The sequence below is a fragment of the Mesorhizobium sp. B2-4-1 genome, from assembly GCF_006442185.1.
In the GTDB taxonomy this organism is placed as follows: Bacteria; Pseudomonadota; Alphaproteobacteria; order Rhizobiales; family Rhizobiaceae; genus Mesorhizobium.
The window spans coordinates 319,543-337,065 of record NZ_VFVN01000005.1 but is presented as its reverse complement, the minus strand read 5'-3'; the positions used below and the strand labels follow the sequence as shown (position 1 = coordinate 337,065).

Below are 17,523 nucleotides of genomic sequence, written 5' to 3'. Positions count from 1 at the left end.
CTGCGATCCATATTCAGGGCCGCGACGCTCCGCATCGGGCGCAGCCAGCCAGCTAAGGAAAGTTCATGCCTGCCTATCGCTCCCGCACCACCACCCATGGCCGCAACATGGCCGGCGCCCGCGGCCTCTGGCGCGCCACCGGCATGAAGGACAGCGATTTCGGCAAGCCGATCATCGCCGTGGTCAACTCCTTTACCCAGTTCGTGCCGGGCCACGTCCACCTGAAGGATCTCGGCCAGCTGGTCGCGCGCGAGATCGAGAAGGCCGGCGGCGTCGCCAAGGAATTCAACACCATCGCCGTCGATGACGGCATCGCCATGGGCCATGACGGCATGCTCTATTCGCTGCCGTCGCGCGAGCTGATCGCCGATTCCGTCGAGTACATGGTCAACGCCCACTGCGCCGACGCCATGGTCTGTATCTCCAATTGCGACAAGATCACGCCCGGCATGCTGATGGCCTCGCTGCGCCTCAACATCCCGACCGTCTTCGTCTCCGGCGGGCCGATGGAAGCGGGCAAGGTGGTGCTCGCCGGAAAGGCGCAGGCGCTCGACCTGGTCGACGCCATGGTCGCCGCCGCCGACGACAAGATCTCCGACGAGGACGTCAAGGTCATCGAGCGCTCCGCCTGCCCGACCTGCGGTTCCTGCTCGGGCATGTTCACCGCCAATTCGATGAACTGCCTGACCGAAGCGCTCGGCCTGTCGCTGCCGGGCAACGGTTCGACACTGGCGACGCACGCCGACCGCAAGCGGCTGTTCGTCGAGGCCGGACACTTGATCGTCGATCTCGCCCAACGCTATTACGAGCAGGACGACGAGACGGCGCTGCCGCGCAGCATCGCTTCAAAGGGCGCGTTCGAGAACGCCATGACGCTCGACATCGCGATGGGTGGCTCGACCAACACCGTGCTGCACATCCTGGCCGCGGCGCATGAGGGTGAGGTCGACTTCACCATGGAGGATATCGACCGGCTGTCGCGGCGGGTGCCCGTGCTGTGCAAGGTGGCGCCGGCCAAGTCCGACGTGCACATGGAGGACGTCCACCGCGCCGGCGGCATCATGGCGATCCTCGGCCAGCTCGACGAAGCCGGACTGATCAACCGCGACCTGCCGACCGTGCACACATCAAGCCTCGGCGAGGCGCTCGATCATTGGGATATTTCGCGCACCTCAAGCCAGAACGTGCGAGATTTCTTCCTCGCCGCGCCCGGCGGCGTGCCGACGCAGGTCGCCTTCAGCCAGGATCGTCGCTGGGACGAGCTCGATCTGGACCGCGAGACGGGCGTTATCCGCTCGGCGAAGACGCCTTTTTCCAAAGACGGCGGCCTTGCCGTGCTCAAGGGCAACCTGGCGCTCGACGGCTGTATCGTGAAGACGGCCGGCGTCGACGAGTCGATCCTGAAATTCACCGGCCCGGCGCGGGTGTTCGAAAGCCAGGATGCCTCGGTCAAGGCGATTCTCTCGAATGAGATCAAGGCCGGCGACGTCGTCGTCATCCGCTATGAAGGACCGCGCGGCGGCCCCGGCATGCAGGAAATGCTCTATCCGACCAGCTATTTGAAATCGAAAAGCTTGGGCAAAGCTTGCGCGCTGATCACCGACGGGCGCTTCTCCGGCGGCACGTCGGGCCTGTCGATCGGCCATGTCTCGCCCGAAGCCGCCGAAGGCGGCACGATCGGGCTGGTGCGGGAAGGCGACACGATTGAGATCGACATCCCCAACCGCTCGATCCGCCTCGCCGTGAGCGATGAGGAGCTCGCCAGCCGCCGGGCGGCGATGGCGGCCAAGGGCGCCCTGGCCTGGAAGCCCGAAGAAAAACGCAAGCGCAAGGTGACGACCGCGTTGCGCGCCTACGCCGCCTTCGCCACCAGCGCCGACAAGGGTGCGGTGAGGCACGTTCCGGAGTAGCGCTCGAATCGGCCAGGTTCGTGCTGCCCCTCATTGTCCTGCCGGACATTTCTCCCCGTAAGTGACGGGGAGAAAGGGCTATAACCAAAGATTTCGCCAATTGTAGACGTTGCAAAAATGGCGGCGAGGTCGCAGCATCTCCCTTCTCCCCGTCTCTAGACGGGGAGAAGGTGCCGGCAGGCGGATGAGGGGCGGCGCCACGTGGCAAGATTTTTCGCCCACCGCGATCACGGCGGCAGCCGACAGGTGCTGATTCTTCGGGGACGACACAGATGGATTTCGACCTTATCGTTCGCGGCGGCACACTGCCTGACGGCAGGGTTGCCGACATCGGCATCGTCGGCGAGACGATCGCGACGATCGAGCCGAAGCTCGATGGCAACGCCGGCACGACGATTGACGCGCGGGGCAATCTGGTCTCTGCGCCGTTCGTCGACCCGCACTTCCATATGGATGCGACGCTTTCCTACGGCATTCCGCGGATAAACGCCTCGGGCACGCTGCTTGAAGGCATTGCTCTGTGGAGCGAACTGAAGCCGCTTCTGACGCATGAAGCGGTGCGCGATCGCGCGCTCGCCTATTGCGACTGGGCGGTGTCGATGGGATTGCTCGCCATCCGCACCCATGTCGACGTTTGCGACGACAGGCTGCTGGCGGTCGAGGCGCTGCTCGATGTCAAGAAGACGGTGGCGCCCTATATCGATCTGCAATTGGTCGCCTTTCCGCAGGATGGGCTCTACCGCTCGCCCGGTGCACGGGAAAACACCATCCGCGCGCTGGATCTGGGTGTCGATATCGTCGGCGGCATTCCGCATTTCGAGCGCACCATGGCCGACGGCACCCGCTCGGTGACCGAGCTTTGCGAGATCGCGGCAAAACGCGGCCTGATGGTCGACCTGCATTGCGACGAGACCGACGACCCGCTGTCGCGTCACATCGAGCAACTGGCCTATGAGACGCAGCGTCTCGGCCTTCAGGGCAAGGTGGCCGGCTCGCATCTTACCTCGATGCATTCCATGGACAATTACTACGTCTCGAAACTCCTGCCGCTGATCGCCGAGGCGGGCGTCTCCGTCATCCCCAATCCTTTGATCAACATCATGCTGCAGGGGCGCCACGACACGTTTCCCAAGCGCCGCGGCATGACCCGGGTCAAGGAGATGCTGGCGCTGGGCATCCGCGTCGGCTGGGGCCAGGATTGCGTGCTCGATCCCTGGTATTCGCTGGGCACCGCCGACATGCTCGACGTCGCCTTCATGGGGCTTCACGTCGCCCAGATGTCGAGCCCGGCCGACATGGCGCGCTGTTTCGACATGGTCACCAACGTCAATGCCGCCATCATGGGGCTCGATCATCTGGGCCTCGCCGTCGGCAAGCGCGCCAGCCTGGTCGTTCTCGACGCCGGCAATCCGGTCGAGGCTATTCGCCTGCGCCCAGAACGCATTTGCGTCATCGCCAGGGGCAAAGTGGTGGCGGAACGAACCAGGCAGGACACCAGGCTTGCCATCCCCGGCAGGCCGGCATTGGTGAACCGGCGGCACGTATCGTCCTAGACCCAGCCGATTTCCGGCGCTGGCCTTGCCGATTCCCGGATTTCTCCTCGTCAAAACGGCCGCTTCCGTCTACGACGCGGCTTGGACAGGCAAGGGATCGGCATGACGCAACCCGTGGCGCAGAATACCACAATCAGGAACGTGCTTCTGGCCGGCATTCTGCTGATGCTGGCCGGCGACTTCCTGTTTGCGCTCAACGACGCCATGGGCAAATGGCTGGTCGCCAGCTTTTCCGTCGGCCAGGTGGTTCTGATCAGGTCGATCGGCGCGTTTTTCGTGCTCGGTCCGATGATCGCCCACCAGGGCGCCGCCAAGCTGTTCCGCATGGAAAGGCCCGAATTGCAGGTCCTGCGCGTCATCATGACCACGCTCGATACCGGGCTCTTCTATGCCGCCGTCGTCTATCTGCCGCTTGCGGATGTGATGAGCTTCTATATGGCCGGGCCGATCTATGTGGCGGCACTCTCGCATCTCCTGCTTGGCGAGAAGGTCGGCTGGCGCCGCTGGATGGCGATCCTGCTCGGCTTCTGCGGCGTGCTGATCATGCTCAAGCCCTCCTCGGCGGCTTTCTCGCTGTCGTCGGGCTTCGCGCTGGCGGGCAGCATTGCCTTCGCTTTCGCCATCATCCTCAACCGGCGCTTGCGCGGCACCAGCGACACCAATCTGGTGACATGGCAGACCATCGGCACGCTGCTGGTCGGCGGCGCCCTGACCATCGGCGCCTGGCACACGCCGTCGGCGCTCGATTTCGGCGCCATGCTGCTGCTCGGCATCGTCTCCTGCGGTGCCCATCTGATGATCACGCGGGCGCTCAAGCTGGCCCCGGCCTCGACGCTGGCGCCGCTGCACTACACGCTGCTTCTATGGGCGGTGGTCTTCGGGCTGGCGTTCTTCGGCGACGTTCCCGGCCCGCGCATCCTCATCGGCTCGGTCATCGTCGTGCTGGCCGGCTTGTTCATCTTCCATCGCCAGAAGGTGGTCGACACGACGGTGCCGCCTGAAAACGTGCCGAAGGGCGTGAATTAGCCCTCGCGGATCGCCGCCAGGTGCCGTGAAAATTCCGGCGTCTCCATCAGCGCCTTGCAGCGCGCGAAGCGGCCGTCGGCATAGGCCCGAAAATCGTCGACGGGATTGTCGTTGGCGAGCTGGATCAGTCCCCACAGTGTCCACAACAGGTCGCACATCCCCTTGTAGATGACGATGCGGCCGCGCTCCGCCGGTTTCGCCTCGCCGCCGAAATAGGCGCGCATCATCTCCTCGTCCTGCGCGGCATCGAACTTGCCTTCGACGGAGAGGTCGCCAAGATCCCAGAGCGGATCGTTCATTCCTGAATATTCCCAGTCGACGATCCACATCCTGTCACCCGCATCGATAAAATTCTCGCACAGCGGGTCGCAATGACAGGCGACGACGGGCAGCGGGTGGGCCGACAGCGCCGCGCGCACGCCACCGGCCTCGCGCACCACGTCGTGATAGCCGGCGGGCAGGGCGACCTCCTTGGTCGACAGCACCTTCAGATAGTCATCGATCATCGCGAACAGTTCGAAACGGAACGGAAACACCGCACCGGACGAATGCAGCTTGCGGAAGGCCTCTCCCGCACGCGCCGGGCTGCCCGGCCGAACCCTGAATTTTTCCGGCGACATGGTTACGGCGCCGGCGATGAAGCGCGTCACCATCACGCCGGTGCCCGGATCGACATGCAGCACCTCGGGGCTGACGCCTGCCTTAGCCGCCTCGCGCGCCGCCACCGCCTCATTGGCGCGGTTGATATATTCCTCGGTGCCTTTGCCTGGAATGCGCAGGCAGAAGTCCCCGGCCTTGAAAACCAGGTTGGTGAGGCCGCCAAGCCGCTCCAGCGTCCCGTTATAGCCGGCCAGCATGGGAATGGCGGCAAGTTTTGTCCGTGCCTCGTCCATTGTCATGCCCGCTCCCCCGCTGTTATTTGTCGCAGAGACGGTTCCACAAAATTCGTGCTTTGGCTATCATCCGTGCGAGACCAATTTAGGGCATGGCGGACAGGACGAAAGTGACCGACAGCAAGCATAAGGGCGCGCTTGGCGCTGCCTACGCGGCCAAGCGCCCGGAAGACGTGGCGGCGCTCTATGACCGTTGGTCGCAGACCTACGACAGCGACATGTCGGCCGCCGGCTATCGTCATCCCACCATCTGCCTGGCCTTGCTGGCAAGGCATCTGCCGCGTGGCTCAGCCCCGCTGCTCGATGCCGGGGCCGGCACCGGGCTCATCGGCGAATGGCTCGACATTGCCGGCTATCCCGAGGTCGAGGCGCTCGACATCTCGCAAGGCATGCTGGATCAGGCAGAGCGCAAGGGCGTCTATTCGGCCCTGCATTGCCTGGCGCTTGGCGGGCCGCTGCCCTTTGCCGACAATGCCTATGCCGGGGTGATCTCGGCCGGCGTCTTTACCTCGGGCCATGTCGGTGCCGAAGGGCTGGACGAACTGATCCGCATCTGCCGGCCGGGCGGCGTGATCGTGCTGACGGTCAAGAACACGATCTGGGATCTAGGCTTTAACGCGCGGGTCGCGGAGCTGGAGGCGCAGGGGCTGGTCACCCGCATCGAGGAAACGCGCCCGTACGTCTCGATGCCGGGCGAGGCCGACACGGTGCCCAGCCGCTGCCTCGCCTTGCGTGTGAACTGATCAGGCTTTGATCCTGGTCCCCGCCGGATCATACATCGGCTCGAGATAAATCTTTGCCGGCGTGCGCTGCATCGCCACGACCAGCTCATAGCGGCCCGAGGCGAGAAAATCGTCTCTCACGCCGTCGGCATTGCGCACATAGCCGTAGCCGATGTTCTTCCCCACGGTGTAGCCATAGCCGCCGCTGCTGAGATAGCCGACCGGCTCGCCATTGCGCAGGATCGTCTCGCGCCCGACGAGCACGATGTCCTGATCGTCGACCGTGAAGCCGGCGAAACGCTTCTTCAATGGCCCGCCAGTGATTTTCTCCAAGGCCCGCCGCCCTACGAAATCCGTGTTCTTGCGAAACTTCACCGCCCAGCCGAGGCCGGCTTCCAGCGGCGTGTCGTTGGGGGTGATATCGGAGCCCCAGGCGCGATAGCCCTTTTCCAGCCGCAGCGATTCCAGGGCCCGGTAGCCGACAGGGCGGATATCATGTTGCTTGCCTGCCGCCATCAACGCGTCGAAGATCTCGCCGGTTGCGGAGATCGGCACGTGCAGCTCCCAGCCGAGTTCCCCGACATAGGTGACGCGCAACGCCCGCACGGTGTGGCTGGCAACGACAATCTCGCGGGCATGGCCGAATGGGAAACCGCTGTTGGAAACGTCGGCATCGGTCACGCCGGCCAGCACTTCGCGGGCGCGCGGTCCCATCAGCGACAGCGTGCCGAAATCCTCGGTGACGTCGGTGAGCGTGATGTCGAGCTCCTTTTCGACATGGTCGCTGATCCAGGACAGGTCATGGGTGCGGAAGCCCGTGCCGGTGACGATATAGTACCTGTCCTCGCCGAACCGCGACACGGTGAGGTCGGCCTCTATGCCGCCGCGCGTGTTGAGAAGCTGCGTATAGGTCAGCCCGCCGGCCGGCTTGTTGACGTCGTTGGCGCAGATCCAGTCCAGCGCCTTCGGCGCGTCGGGCCCGGTCAGCTCGTATTTGGCGAAGGACGACTGGTCGAAGATGCCGACCTTCTCGCGCACATGGCGATGTTCGTCGCCGACGGCTGAAAACCAATTCTGCCGGCCCATGGAATAGACGTCACGCGGGTCGACGCCTTCGGGGGCGAACCAGTTCGGCCGCTCCCAGCCGAGCTTCGAACCGAACACGGCGCGATGCTGTTTCAGCCTGTTGTACAGCGGCGAAACGATGCGCGGCCTGCCGGAAAGATACTCTTCATGCGGAAAGCCGATCGTGTAGTGCTTGCCATAGGCTTCCAGCGTGCGCTCGCGGACCCAGTGCCGGTCGCGGTGCAGGCTGGAAAAGCGCCTGATGTCGACGACCCACAGATCGAACGGCGCCTCGCCATCGACCACCCATTGCGCCAGCACCCAGCCGGCGCCGCCGCCCGAAGCGATGCCGAAGGCGTTGAAGCCGGCGCCGACGAACATGTTGGCGCATTCGGGCGCCACGCCGAGGATGAAATTGCCGTCCGGCGTGAAACTCTCGGCCCCGTTGATCATCTGCTTGACGCCGACGGTTTCCAGCGCCGGCACGCGCGCGATCGCCTGGCTCATATGCTGTTCGAAATGATCATAGTCGTCGTCGAACAGCCGGAACTCCCAGTCATTGGGCACGTCGCCTCCGGGGAGATCTGTCGTCCAGGCCTGCGGGTTTGGCTCATAGCCGCCCATCACCAGCCCGCCGACCTCTTCCTTGAAATAGGTGCGCCGGTCCGGGTCGCGGATGGTCGGGACATCGGTCGCCAGCCCGTCGATCTTCTCGGTGACGATAAACTGGTGCTTCACCGGCTGCAGCGGCACGTTGATGCCGGCCATGGCGCCAACCTGCCGTGCCCATTGTCCTGCGCAGTTCACCACCTTGTCGCAGGCGATGTCGCCCATGTTGGTCTTCACCGCAATGATGCGGCCGCCTTTGATCTCGAAGCCGGTGACGCGCACTTCCTCGTAAAGCCTTGCGCCATGCATGCGCGCGCCCTTGGCCAGCGACTGGGTGACGTCGGATGGGCTCGCCTGACCGTCGGTCGGCAGCCAGGAAGCGCCGACGAGATCGCCGGTTTCCATCAGCGGCCACATGTTCTTGACCTCTGCCGGCGACAGCAACTCCATGTCCATGCCAAAGCTCTTCGCTGTCGTCGCCAGCCTCTCGTACTCGGTCCAGCGGTCGGCATTGGTGGCAAGGCGCAGGCACCCGCTCATCTTCCAGCCGGTGGCAAGGCCGGTCTCGGCCTCCAGGCCCTTGTAGAGGTTGACCGAATATTTGAGCACGCGGGTGATCGAGGCCGACGAGCGCAGCTGCCCGACCAGGCCGGCGGCGTGCCAGGTCGAGCCCGAGGTCAGCTTGCCCTGTTCGAGCAGCACCACATCTGCCTTGTGGTCGCGGGCCAGATGGTAGGCCGTCGAGCAGCCGATAATGCCGCCGCCGATGACGACGATCGCTGCCTGGGTTGGCAAGGTCATGAATTCAGGTCCCGTATTTTGTCCGGTAGTTTTCCAGCGCGGCATCGAGCCGCGTCAGGTTCTCTTCCGTGTAGGCGACGTAGTCGATGCCGGGCACGTCGAGGTAGAGTTCCGAAACCATGCTCCACATCGCCTCGCGCAGCAGCGAGGCGCATTGCATGGCCGCATGCGAGCGGCGGATCGCCTCGTCCGGCTCCTTCATGAAATAAGCGGTCAGGAAGGCGAAGGATTCCTCGTCGCTCATGCCGGCGTTCGAGGCGACGCCGGCAAGGTCGAACATCGCGGTATTGAAGCCGGCATATTCGAAGTCGATCAGCCATAGCCTGCTGCCGTCGTCGAGAATATTCGCCGGCAAAAGATCATTGTGGCCGAACACGATCGGCAGCAGTTTCTGGGCGCGTTCGAGCTCGTCGGCCAGCATCAGCAGACGCGGCAGGTCGCTCGCCTTGCGGCTGCCGGCGTCCTCCAGCGTGCGCGCATAGTCGCGGATGACGTGGAACACCCAGAACATGAAGCCGGCACCGGAGACGTGGTTGGGCATCTCACGGTGGAAGCCGCGCATCAGGGCGGCGACACGGCCGAGATTGGCGCGCACGTCCTCAGCCAGACAGGTCTTGGCGCCGAGATACTCCGTCACGAGAATGCCGGGTTCGGCATGGCGGACCGCCGGCGCGAAACCGGCGGCATGCGCGGCGCGTGCGGTCATCACCTCACGCTCGCGAAAGACGTGGTGGAAGGGATAGTCCCTGCCGAAACGCACGACATGCCTCCCGGCCGCGTCCTTAACCCGATAATTGGCATTGCTCAGCCCGCCGGGCAGCGGCTCGATCTCGACGCTGCCTGTCCAGCAAGGCAGGGCGCGGATGCGGTCCTCGGCCGTCATGAATTCGCCCTTCGTCCGGCAAGGCGCCGACGGGGCGGCACCACCGTGGCGACCCGCCGTTTGTCCGGACGCTCGTTCTGGCAAAGACCTCGCCGGCGCGGCATTCGGGATCGGTATCCCGCGCCGCACCGACGAGCCCCACGTGCCGGGCTCTTCGAGGCCGGCATCCGCCCCCGCGGATGAGAAAATTCTTCCAGTCGCCCTCGCGTCAGGCAGTTTCCAGACCTTGGGGCACACAAATTCGGATCAGGCTCCGCTATCGCTTTTCCGTGGCAGTGCGAGCCTGACACGGCATCAGTGTCACGCCGGGTAAGCCACGTTGTCAACGAGATTCTGTGGCTTTTTCTGCTTTCCTGCCCGTATTCTTTCGAGATTCCTTGTAATATGCGGCAGATTTGCCATAGAAGCGGTCACTGCATCATGGCGCGACTGGAAATGACCCGATGAGCCATTCCAAGCGGCACGGCGAAATCCTGCGGTTTCTGCAGGAGGAAGGCACCGTCACCATCGCCAGCCTGGCCGACCGGCTAGGCGTCTCGCTGGAAACCGTTCGCCGCGACGTCAAGCCCCTCACCAGCGACGGCTCGCTCCTGAAGATGCATGGCGCCGTCGGCCTGCCGTCGACGATCGGCGAAGCGCCGTTCGAACGGCGCATGCGCGAGAACGCCGAGGCCAAGCGCCTCATCGCCCGCATGGTCGCCGCCACCATCCGCGACGGCGAATCGATCATGCTCGACACGGGAACGACCACCTCGTTCCTGGCGCGTGAACTGCTCGGCCATCGGCGGCTGACGGTCGTCACCAACTCATCCGACATCGCCCGCACGCTGGCCACCGTCAACGGCAACAAGGTCTACATGGCCGGCGGTGAGCTGCGCAGCGATTCCGGCGCCGCCTTCGGCGCCTCGGCCATCGACTTCGTCAGCCGCTTCTCGGTCAGCCATGCGGTGATCTCGACGGGTGCCGTCGATGCGGTGACGGGTGTCATGGATTACGATCTCGACGAGGCCGAGTTCGCCCGCATGGTGCTGTCGCGCGGCCAGCGTTCGCTCGTCGTCACCGATCATTCCAAGTTCGGGCGCCAAGGCCTGGTCCAGGTCTGCGGCTTCGATGGCTTTTCCGAGCTCGCCACCGACCGGCCGCCGCCGCGCGACATCGCTGCTGGCCTGGCGCAGGCCGGCGCGCGGCTCAGCGTCGCGGGCGAGGCAGCCTGAGCTAACCGAACACCAGCGACTGGTGGGCGCATATGCCGGCGAAGGCGCCGCCCGATACGGCGAAGGCGATGTTGTGCATCGCGCGTGACGCGTCCCCGGCGGCGTAGACGCCGGGAACCGTCGTCTGCTGCCTGTCATCGATTGATATCACCGGGCCAAGGGGACCGTCCGTGAAGCCGCAACCGAGCTGTTCGGCCACCGGGCTCGCCATTGTATTGCGCGGCGCGGTGAATATCGCGCGAACCCCCGCCTTTCGGCCGCCGTCGAGGATCACCGTCAAGCCGCCCGCGCCATCCTCCCGCAGTTCGGCGACCGCAGCGGGTTCGAACCTCACATTCTTGCCTTCAAGGACAGACATCTGTTCGGCATCGGGCTCGATCAGGCGATTGCCGAACAGCGTGACGTCGCCCCAGTCGGCGATCAACTGCGCCTGATGCAGGGACATGGGCCCGGTCGCCAGCACGCCAAGCGGCCCGCCGGAAACCTCGTAGCCGTGGCAATAGGGGCAGTGCAGCACGGTCTTGCCCCACTGCTCGGCAAGCCCGGGAACTTCCGGCAGGATGTCGCGCACGCCGGTGGCCAGAACCAGCCGCGCGGCGCCAAAGGTCTCGCCGCCCTCTGTGCTGATTTCGAAGTCGCTGCTGCTATTGGCGACCGCCTTGTCCGCACGTCCGTTGACAAGGCGAGCCGTCGGATAGGCTAGCAACTGCCGTCTTGCCTCCTCCAGGATGGCGCCTGGCGTGCGCCCGTCCTGGCCGAGGAAGCCGTGCGAATGCGCGGCGAACCGATTTCGGGGCTGGCCGGCGTCGATCACCAGGACGTTGCGCCGGGCCCGGGCCGCCTGGATGGCGGCGGACAAGCCGGCAAAGCTGCCGCCGACGACGGCAAGATCATACTGCATGGCTGGAGACTCCGATGAGGTCGTAACGGCGGCGGAAGTCGGCGGTCAGGTCGGCCAGCGTGATACGGCTGAGCTTCTCCGCCAGCAGCTTCTCCGCCGCGATCCGAAAATCGTCGAGGACGGCGATCACGGCCTGCTCGACAAGGCAGCCGGGGCTCTCCGGCTCGGTGCCGAACGGCAGCAGCGTCTCGCCAAGCGCGGCGCTGATTTCGGCCAGCGAGATCTCGTCGGGCGGGCGCCCGAGCAGCCAGCCGCCGCCATGTCCGCGTGAAGAGGTGACGATGCCGGCATCCCGCAACCCGGCGATGTTGCGGCGCACCACGACCGGATTGGTATGGATGAAGGTGGCAAGCTGCTCCGAGGTCAGCGCCCGCTCGGGCTTCTCGGCCATGTGGACCAGAATGTGCAAGGTGGAAGACAGCCGGCTGTTGCGTTTCATGTAACTTATTTAGTTACGATTCTGGGGCCGTCAAGTTGCCGATCCGTTCCACTTCCCAGCGTCGTCTCCGCCGTGTTTAGTCCGGGCCATGGCTTTCACCATCCGCCAGTTGCAGTTCTTCATCGCCGTCGCCGAGCAGGGCACGGTGTCGGGTGCCGCGCAGAACCTCTCCATTTCGCAATCCTCGGTCACCGAAGCGATCAAGGAGCTCGAAGGCGACCTCGGCGTCGAATTGTTCGACCGCCATCCGCGCGGCCTCAACATCACCCACAAGGGCCACCAGTTCCTGCGTCACGCCACCAAGATCCTGGCCGATGTGTCCGATGCGCGCCGCGCCTTCCTCGGCGAGCAGGCGACAGCGGGCGGCAGGCTGCAGCTCGGCGTCACCTCGCTGGTCGCCGGCTATGTGCTGTCGGACCTGCTTGCCCGCTACCGCCGTGCCTATCCCGGCGTCGAGGTCTCGGCAATCGAGGACAATGGCGACTATCTCGAGCATCTGCTGATCGGCGGCAAGCTGGACATCGCGGTCATGGTCACGTCCAATCTGCGCGACCGAACCGCGCTGCAATCCGAAATCCTCGAAGTCTCGGCTTACCGCCTGTGGCTGCCGCTCGGGCATCCGCTCGCCGGCGCCGACATCATCGGCATCGGCGACATCGCTTCGGAGCCGCTGATCATGCTGACCGTCGACGAGATCGAGGAGAACACCGGCAAGCTGCTGACGGCAATCGGCGCCAAGCCGCATGTCGCCTTCCGCACCCGTTCGGTCGAAGCGGTGCGCAGCCTTGTCGCCACCGGCGCGGGCGTGGCGCTGCTGCCCGACCTCGTCTACCGGCCGTGGTCGCTGGAAGGCGACCGCATCGAATCGCGCGACGTCTCCGGTGCCCTACCCGTCGTCCAGGTCGGGATGGTCTGGCGCCGCGGCTCCGGCCTGCCGCAGGCTGCGCGCGATTTCATCGGCCTGGCGCAGTCGCAGCGCATGGTTCGCCAGCGCCCCGACAAGAACGGCCGCTGATCTATCGGAAAAACCGATATCCCCCTTCTGATAAATGAATTTGCGAAACCGGGATTTTCACAGCAACTTCGCTTCAGGGAACAAGCCGCCGCCGAAGCGCGGGCCCTATCAATGGGAGATCGACGATGAATTCATTCCTGAAGTCATGCACTGCATTGACGGTCGCGCTGACCTTCTCCGGCCAGGCCATCGCTCAGGTCACGGAACTCGGCAAAGGTGAAGGCGAGGTCAATATCGTCGCCTGGCCGGGCTATATCGAGCGTGGCGAAACCGACAAGGGCTATGACTGGGTAACCGCCTTCGAGAAGGAAAGCGGCTGCAAGGTCAACGTCAAGACCGCCAACACGTCGGACGAGATGGTCTCGCTGATGAACGAGGGCGGCTTCGACCTCGTCACCGCTTCGGGCGATGCATCGCTGCGCCTCGTTGCCGGCAAGCGCGTGCAGCCGATCAATACCGATCTCATCCCGAGTTGGAAGACGGTCGACGACCGCATCAAGGACGCCCCCTGGTTCACCGTCGACAAGGTGCATTACGGCGTTCCCTACCAGTGGGGGCCGAACGTGCTGATGTACAATACCGATGTCTTCAAGGAAGCGCCCAAGAGCTGGAACATCGTCTTCGAGGAGATGAAGCTGCCGGACGGCAAGTCCAACAAGGGCCGCGTCCAGGCCTATGACGGCCCGATCCACATTGCCGATGCCGCCAACTACCTGATGTTTCACAAGCCGGAGCTCGGCATCAAGGACCCCTATGAGTTGAACGAGGACCAGTACAAGGCCGCGCTCGAGTTGCTGCGCGTCCAGCGCACGCTGGTCGGCCGCTACTGGCACGACGCCGCCATCCAGGTTGACGATTTCCAGAACGAAGGCGTGGTTGCCTCCGGTTCGTGGCCATACCAGGTCAACACGCTGGTCGCCGCCAAGAAGCCCGTTGCCTCGACCGTGCCGGAGGAAGGCGTCACCGGCTGGGCCGACACCACCATGATGGAGACCGACGCGGCGCACCCGAACTGCGCCTACATGTGGCTCGAACACTCGCTCTCGCCCAAGGTGCAGGGCGACGTCTCGGCCTGGTTCGGCTCGCTACCGGTCGTCCCCGCCGCCTGCAAGGGCAACGAGCTGCTGACCGACGAAGGCTGCAAGACCAACGGCTACGAAAATTTCGACAAGATCAAGTTCTGGAAGACGCCGGTGACCAAATGCGCCACCCAGAACGACCAGTGCGTGCCCTATTACCGCTGGGTGTCGGACTATATCGGCGTCATCGGCGGGCGGTGACCTAGCCTTACTTTGCCGAAGCCGGCGCCGCCCCTCACCCTTACCCTCTCCCCGTGAAGAACGGGGAGAGGGGATCGCCAGCGTTGGCGCGCGTCCCTTCCCCTGTCCTTCACGGGGAGAAGGTGCCGGCAGGCGGATGAGGGGCGGCGCCGCCTGAGATCGATGAGCCCGGCAGATCAGGACACTCCATGACCTCAGCCGTTTCCTTTCAAAAAGTCTCGCGCCATTTCGGCAGCGTGCGCGCCGTCGACACGGTCGACCTCGAAATCGTACCTGGCGAGTTCTTCGCCATGCTCGGGCCGTCCGGTTCCGGCAAGACGACCTGCCTGCGCCTCATTGCCGGTTTCGAGCAGCCGACGGCGGGTTCGATCTCGATCTTCGGCGAGCGCGCCGAGGGCGTTCCGCCTTTTCGCCGCAACGTCAACACTGTCTTCCAGGACTATGCGCTGTTCCCGCATCTCGATGTGCTCGACAATGTCGCCTACGGATTGATGGTCAAGGGCGTCGGCAAGGCCGGGCGGCACAAGGCAGCGGAAGAGGCGCTGTCGCTGGTCAGGCTGCCCGGCTACGGCGCCCGCCGCCCCGGCCAGCTTTCCGGCGGCCAGCGCCAGCGCGTCGCGCTGGCCCGCGCACTGGTCAACCAGCCCAAGGTGCTGCTGCTCGACGAGCCGCTCGGCGCGCTCGACCTCAAACTGCGCGAGAACATGCAGGAAGAGCTGAAGTCGCTGCAAAAGGCGCTCGGCATAACCTTCGTCTTCGTCACTCACGATCAGGGCGAGGCGCTGTCGATGGCCGATCGCGTCGCCGTCTTCAACGACGGCAGGATCATGCAGATCGGCACGCCGGAAGATATCTACCAGCGGCCGAGCACCCGCTTCGTCGCTGATTTCGTCGGTTCCTCCAACGTGCTGCCGCCGGATTTCGTCCAGCGCTATTGCGGCCAGCGCCGCTGGGGCAGCCTGCGACCCGAATCCATCCGCGTCGGCCGCGCGGCGAGCGGCGAGGGCGTCGCCGCGCGCCTCGTCTCAACTAACTATCTCGGGGCGACCACCAGGCTGGCGCTCGATGCCGACGGTCTGAAATTGCACGCCATCGTGCCTGCCGGCACGGCCTTGCCCAGGGAAGGCGAGGCGGTGGTGCTCACCTTCAACCGCGAGAGCCTGCATTTGATGGACGAGCCGGTGTGATGAAGGCTTGCGCGAAGCACCCCCCTCTGTCCTGCCGGACATCTCCCCCTCAAGGGGGGAGATTGGCTGCCCTTTCGGGTTTCGCCAATTTCCAACGTCGCAGAATTGGCGAGGCCGAGAAATTGCCAATCTCCCCCCGTGAGGGGGAGATGTCCGGCAGGACAGAGGGGGGCGACGCAGAACGCGGCCTCTCATATAATTCTCTTCAGCACACGGCGGCCCCATGACCATTGCCGCGCTCAACCCCAGCCCAGCCCCTGCCATCCTGCCCGGCAGCGGCGGCATACGCGGCGCGCTCTCCGACCTCTTCTGGCGCAGGCCGCAACTGCTCCTTCTGCTTATGCTGCTGCCGCCGGTCCTGTGGCTCGGCATCGTCTACATCGGCTCGTTGTTCGCTCTTTTGGCGCAGAGCTTTTTCTCGATCGACGAGTTCTCCGGCCTCATCAATCGTGAGTTCACGTTGAAGACCTATGGCGACCTGTTGCAGGCCGCCAATCTCGACATCATCCTGCGCACGGTGACGATGGCGGCCCTGGTGACCCTGGCCTCGGCCGTCGTCGCTTTCCCCATCGCCTACTACGCGGCGCGCTATGCGCGCGGCCGCTGGAAGGCGCTGTTCTATCTCGGCGTCATGCTGCCGCTGTGGTCGAGCTACCTGGTCAAGATCTACGCCTGGAAACTGATCCTGGCCAAGGAAGGCATTCTCACCTGGCTGCTCGCCAAGCTGAACCTGTTGTGGTTGCTCGATGCGTGGCTGTCGCTGCCGGTCGTCGGCGGCAACTCGCTGTCGGTGTCCTTCACCGGCACCTTCATCGTCTTCGTCTATGTCTGGCTGCCCTTCATGATCCTGCCGGTGCAGGCAGCCCTCGAGCGCGTGCCCGGCAATCTGGTCGAGGCCTCTTCCGATCTCGGTGCCTCGCCAGGCCAGACCTTCCGCAATGTGCTGTTCCCGCTGGCGCTGCCGGGGATCGTCGCCGGCTCGATCTTCACCTTTTCGCTGACATTGGGCGACTACATCATCCCGCAGATCATCGGCACGTCGCGCCTGTTCATCGGCCAGGCCGTTTATTCGCAGCAAGGCACGGCCGGCAACATCCCGCTCGCCGCCGCCTTCACTGTCGTGCCCATCGTCATCATGGGCTTCTATCTCTGGGGCGCCAAGCGCATGGGGGCCTTCGATGCGCTCTGACCGTGCCCAATCGGCTCCGCTTGGCCTCAAAATCGCCGCCGCTTGCGGGTTGCTGTTCCTGCATCTGCCGATCCTGCTGATCTTCGTCTATGCCTTCACGACGGAGGAGAAGAGCTTCGTCTGGCCGCCGCCGGGGCTCACCACGCAGTGGTTCGCTGTCACCTGGAACCGGCCGGACGTGTGGGAAGCGCTGTCGCTCTCGGTGCGCGTCGCCGCCATCTCGACGGCCATCGCGCTGGTTCTCGGCACGCTGTGCGCCGCCGCGGTGTCACGGACGAAATTCTTCGGCCGTGAAACCATTTCGCTGCTGGTCATCCTGCCGATCGCGCTGCCCGGCATCATCACCGGCATTGCGCTGCGTTCGGCTTTCGCGCTGGCCGACATTCCGTTCTCGTTCTGGACGATCGTGCTCGGCCACGCCACCTTCTGCGTGGTTGTCGTCTACAACAATGCCGTTGCCCGCTTCCGCCGCACCTCGGGCTCGATGATCGAGGCCTCGATGGATCTCGGCGCGGATGGTTTCCAGACCTTCCGGCATATCGTGTTGCCCAACATCGCCACGGCGCTGCTTGCCGGCGGCATGCTGGCCTTCGCGCTGTCGTTCGACGAGGTCATCGTCACCACCTTCACCGCCGGCCAGCAGCAGACGCTGCCGATCTGGATGCTTGAAGAACTGATCCGCCCGCGCCAGCGCCCGGTCACCAATGTCGTGGCGATGGTGGTGGTGCTGGTGACGCTGCTGCCGATCCTCGCCGCCTACTACCTGACCCGCGACGGCGACCAGATCGCCGGCAGCGGGAAATGAAATAGTGAGCAGTGAGTAGTGAGTAGTGAGT

15 protein-coding genes are annotated in these 17,523 nt (G+C 64.6%); 10 read left to right on the top strand and 5 right to left on the bottom strand.

What is annotated here, in order from left to right:
• The first annotated feature begins 65 nt into the window (after positions 1-65).
• The 3 genes from ilvD (at position 66) to FJ949_RS15910 (ending at position 4,489) form a co-directional block, all read left to right on the top strand.
• Positions 66-1,910: a dihydroxy-acid dehydratase gene (ilvD, locus tag FJ949_RS15925; RefSeq protein ID WP_140497083.1), complete on the top strand. Its 1,845-nt coding sequence runs from the start codon at positions 66-68 to the stop codon at positions 1,908-1,910.
• Positions 1,911-2,182: 272 nt separating this feature from the next.
• Positions 2,183-3,463 (top strand): amidohydrolase family protein, encoded by a 1,281-nt coding sequence (locus tag FJ949_RS15915; RefSeq protein ID WP_140497081.1) that lies wholly within the window; start codon positions 2,183-2,185, stop codon positions 3,461-3,463.
• Between the two features lie 102 nt (positions 3,464-3,565).
• Positions 3,566-4,489 carry a DMT family transporter gene (locus FJ949_RS15910; protein ID WP_140497079.1) on the top strand — a complete coding sequence of 308 codons (924 nt, stop codon included), beginning with the start codon at positions 3,566-3,568 and terminating at the stop codon, positions 4,487-4,489.
• Here the strand turns inward: FJ949_RS15910 and FJ949_RS15905 are convergent.
• Positions 4,486-5,388 carry a phosphotransferase family protein gene (locus FJ949_RS15905; RefSeq protein WP_140497077.1) on the bottom strand — a complete coding sequence of 301 codons (903 nt, stop codon included), beginning with the start codon at positions 5,386-5,388 and terminating at the stop codon, positions 4,486-4,488. The genes FJ949_RS15910 and FJ949_RS15905 overlap by 4 nt on opposite strands.
• 104 nt (positions 5,389-5,492) lie before the next feature.
• On the opposite strand from FJ949_RS15905, the gene FJ949_RS15900 reads away from it, so the two are divergent.
• The gene (locus tag FJ949_RS15900; RefSeq protein WP_181165288.1) at positions 5,493-6,125 is read left to right on the top strand and encodes a class I SAM-dependent methyltransferase; all 633 of its coding nucleotides are present in this window, start codon (positions 5,493-5,495) and stop codon (positions 6,123-6,125) included.
• On the opposite strand, the gene FJ949_RS15895 is transcribed toward FJ949_RS15900, so the two are convergent.
• Both FJ949_RS15895 and FJ949_RS15890 read right to left on the bottom strand, forming a co-directional pair.
• Positions 6,126-8,579 carry an FAD-dependent oxidoreductase gene (locus FJ949_RS15895; RefSeq protein ID WP_140497073.1) on the bottom strand — a complete coding sequence of 818 codons (2,454 nt, stop codon included), beginning with the start codon at positions 8,577-8,579 and terminating at the stop codon, positions 6,126-6,128.
• 4 nt (positions 8,580-8,583) lie between these two features.
• Positions 8,584-9,462 carry a phosphotransferase family protein gene (locus FJ949_RS15890; RefSeq protein ID WP_140497071.1) on the bottom strand — a complete coding sequence of 293 codons (879 nt, stop codon included), beginning with the start codon at positions 9,460-9,462 and terminating at the stop codon, positions 8,584-8,586.
• Between the two features lie 443 nt (positions 9,463-9,905).
• Between FJ949_RS15890 and FJ949_RS15885 the strand changes: the two genes are divergently transcribed.
• Positions 9,906-10,676, top strand: coding sequence for a DeoR/GlpR family DNA-binding transcription regulator (locus FJ949_RS15885; RefSeq protein WP_140497069.1), 771 nt, complete (start codon positions 9,906-9,908; stop codon positions 10,674-10,676).
• Position 10,677: 1 nt separating this feature from the next.
• Here FJ949_RS15885 and FJ949_RS15880 read toward each other — a convergent pair whose 3' ends face one another.
• Both FJ949_RS15880 and FJ949_RS15875 read right to left on the bottom strand, forming a co-directional pair.
• Positions 10,678-11,577: an NAD(P)/FAD-dependent oxidoreductase gene (locus tag FJ949_RS15880; protein WP_140497066.1), complete on the bottom strand. Its 900-nt coding sequence runs from the start codon at positions 11,575-11,577 to the stop codon at positions 10,678-10,680.
• Positions 11,567-12,016, bottom strand: a complete 450-nt coding sequence (locus FJ949_RS15875) for an Rrf2 family transcriptional regulator (protein ID WP_140497064.1) — start codon at positions 12,014-12,016, stop codon at positions 11,567-11,569. The genes FJ949_RS15880 and FJ949_RS15875 overlap by 11 nt, the downstream gene beginning before the upstream one ends.
• 88 nt (positions 12,017-12,104) lie before the next feature.
• Between FJ949_RS15875 and FJ949_RS15870 the strand changes: the two genes are divergently transcribed.
• From FJ949_RS15870 to FJ949_RS15850, 5 genes are all read left to right on the top strand, one after another.
• On the top strand, positions 12,105-13,031 hold the full coding sequence (locus FJ949_RS15870) for a LysR substrate-binding domain-containing protein (RefSeq protein ID WP_027023699.1): 927 nt from the start codon (positions 12,105-12,107) through the stop codon (positions 13,029-13,031).
• Between the two features lie 125 nt (positions 13,032-13,156).
• Positions 13,157-14,311, top strand: a complete 1,155-nt coding sequence (locus FJ949_RS15865; protein WP_140497062.1) for an ABC transporter substrate-binding protein — start codon at positions 13,157-13,159, stop codon at positions 14,309-14,311.
• Positions 14,312-14,499: 188 nt separating this feature from the next.
• A complete protein-coding gene (locus tag FJ949_RS15860) occupies positions 14,500-15,498 on the top strand; it encodes an ABC transporter ATP-binding protein (RefSeq protein WP_140497060.1) in 999 nt (332 codons plus the stop codon).
• 223 nt (positions 15,499-15,721) lie between these two features.
• Entirely contained in the window at positions 15,722-16,687 is a 966-nt protein-coding gene (locus FJ949_RS15855; RefSeq protein WP_140497058.1) for an ABC transporter permease, read from the top strand.
• The gene (locus FJ949_RS15850; RefSeq protein ID WP_140497056.1) at positions 16,677-17,492 is read left to right on the top strand and encodes an ABC transporter permease; all 816 of its coding nucleotides are present in this window, start codon (positions 16,677-16,679) and stop codon (positions 17,490-17,492) included. The genes FJ949_RS15855 and FJ949_RS15850 overlap by 11 nt, the downstream gene beginning before the upstream one ends.
• Positions 17,493-17,523 lie beyond the last annotated feature (31 nt).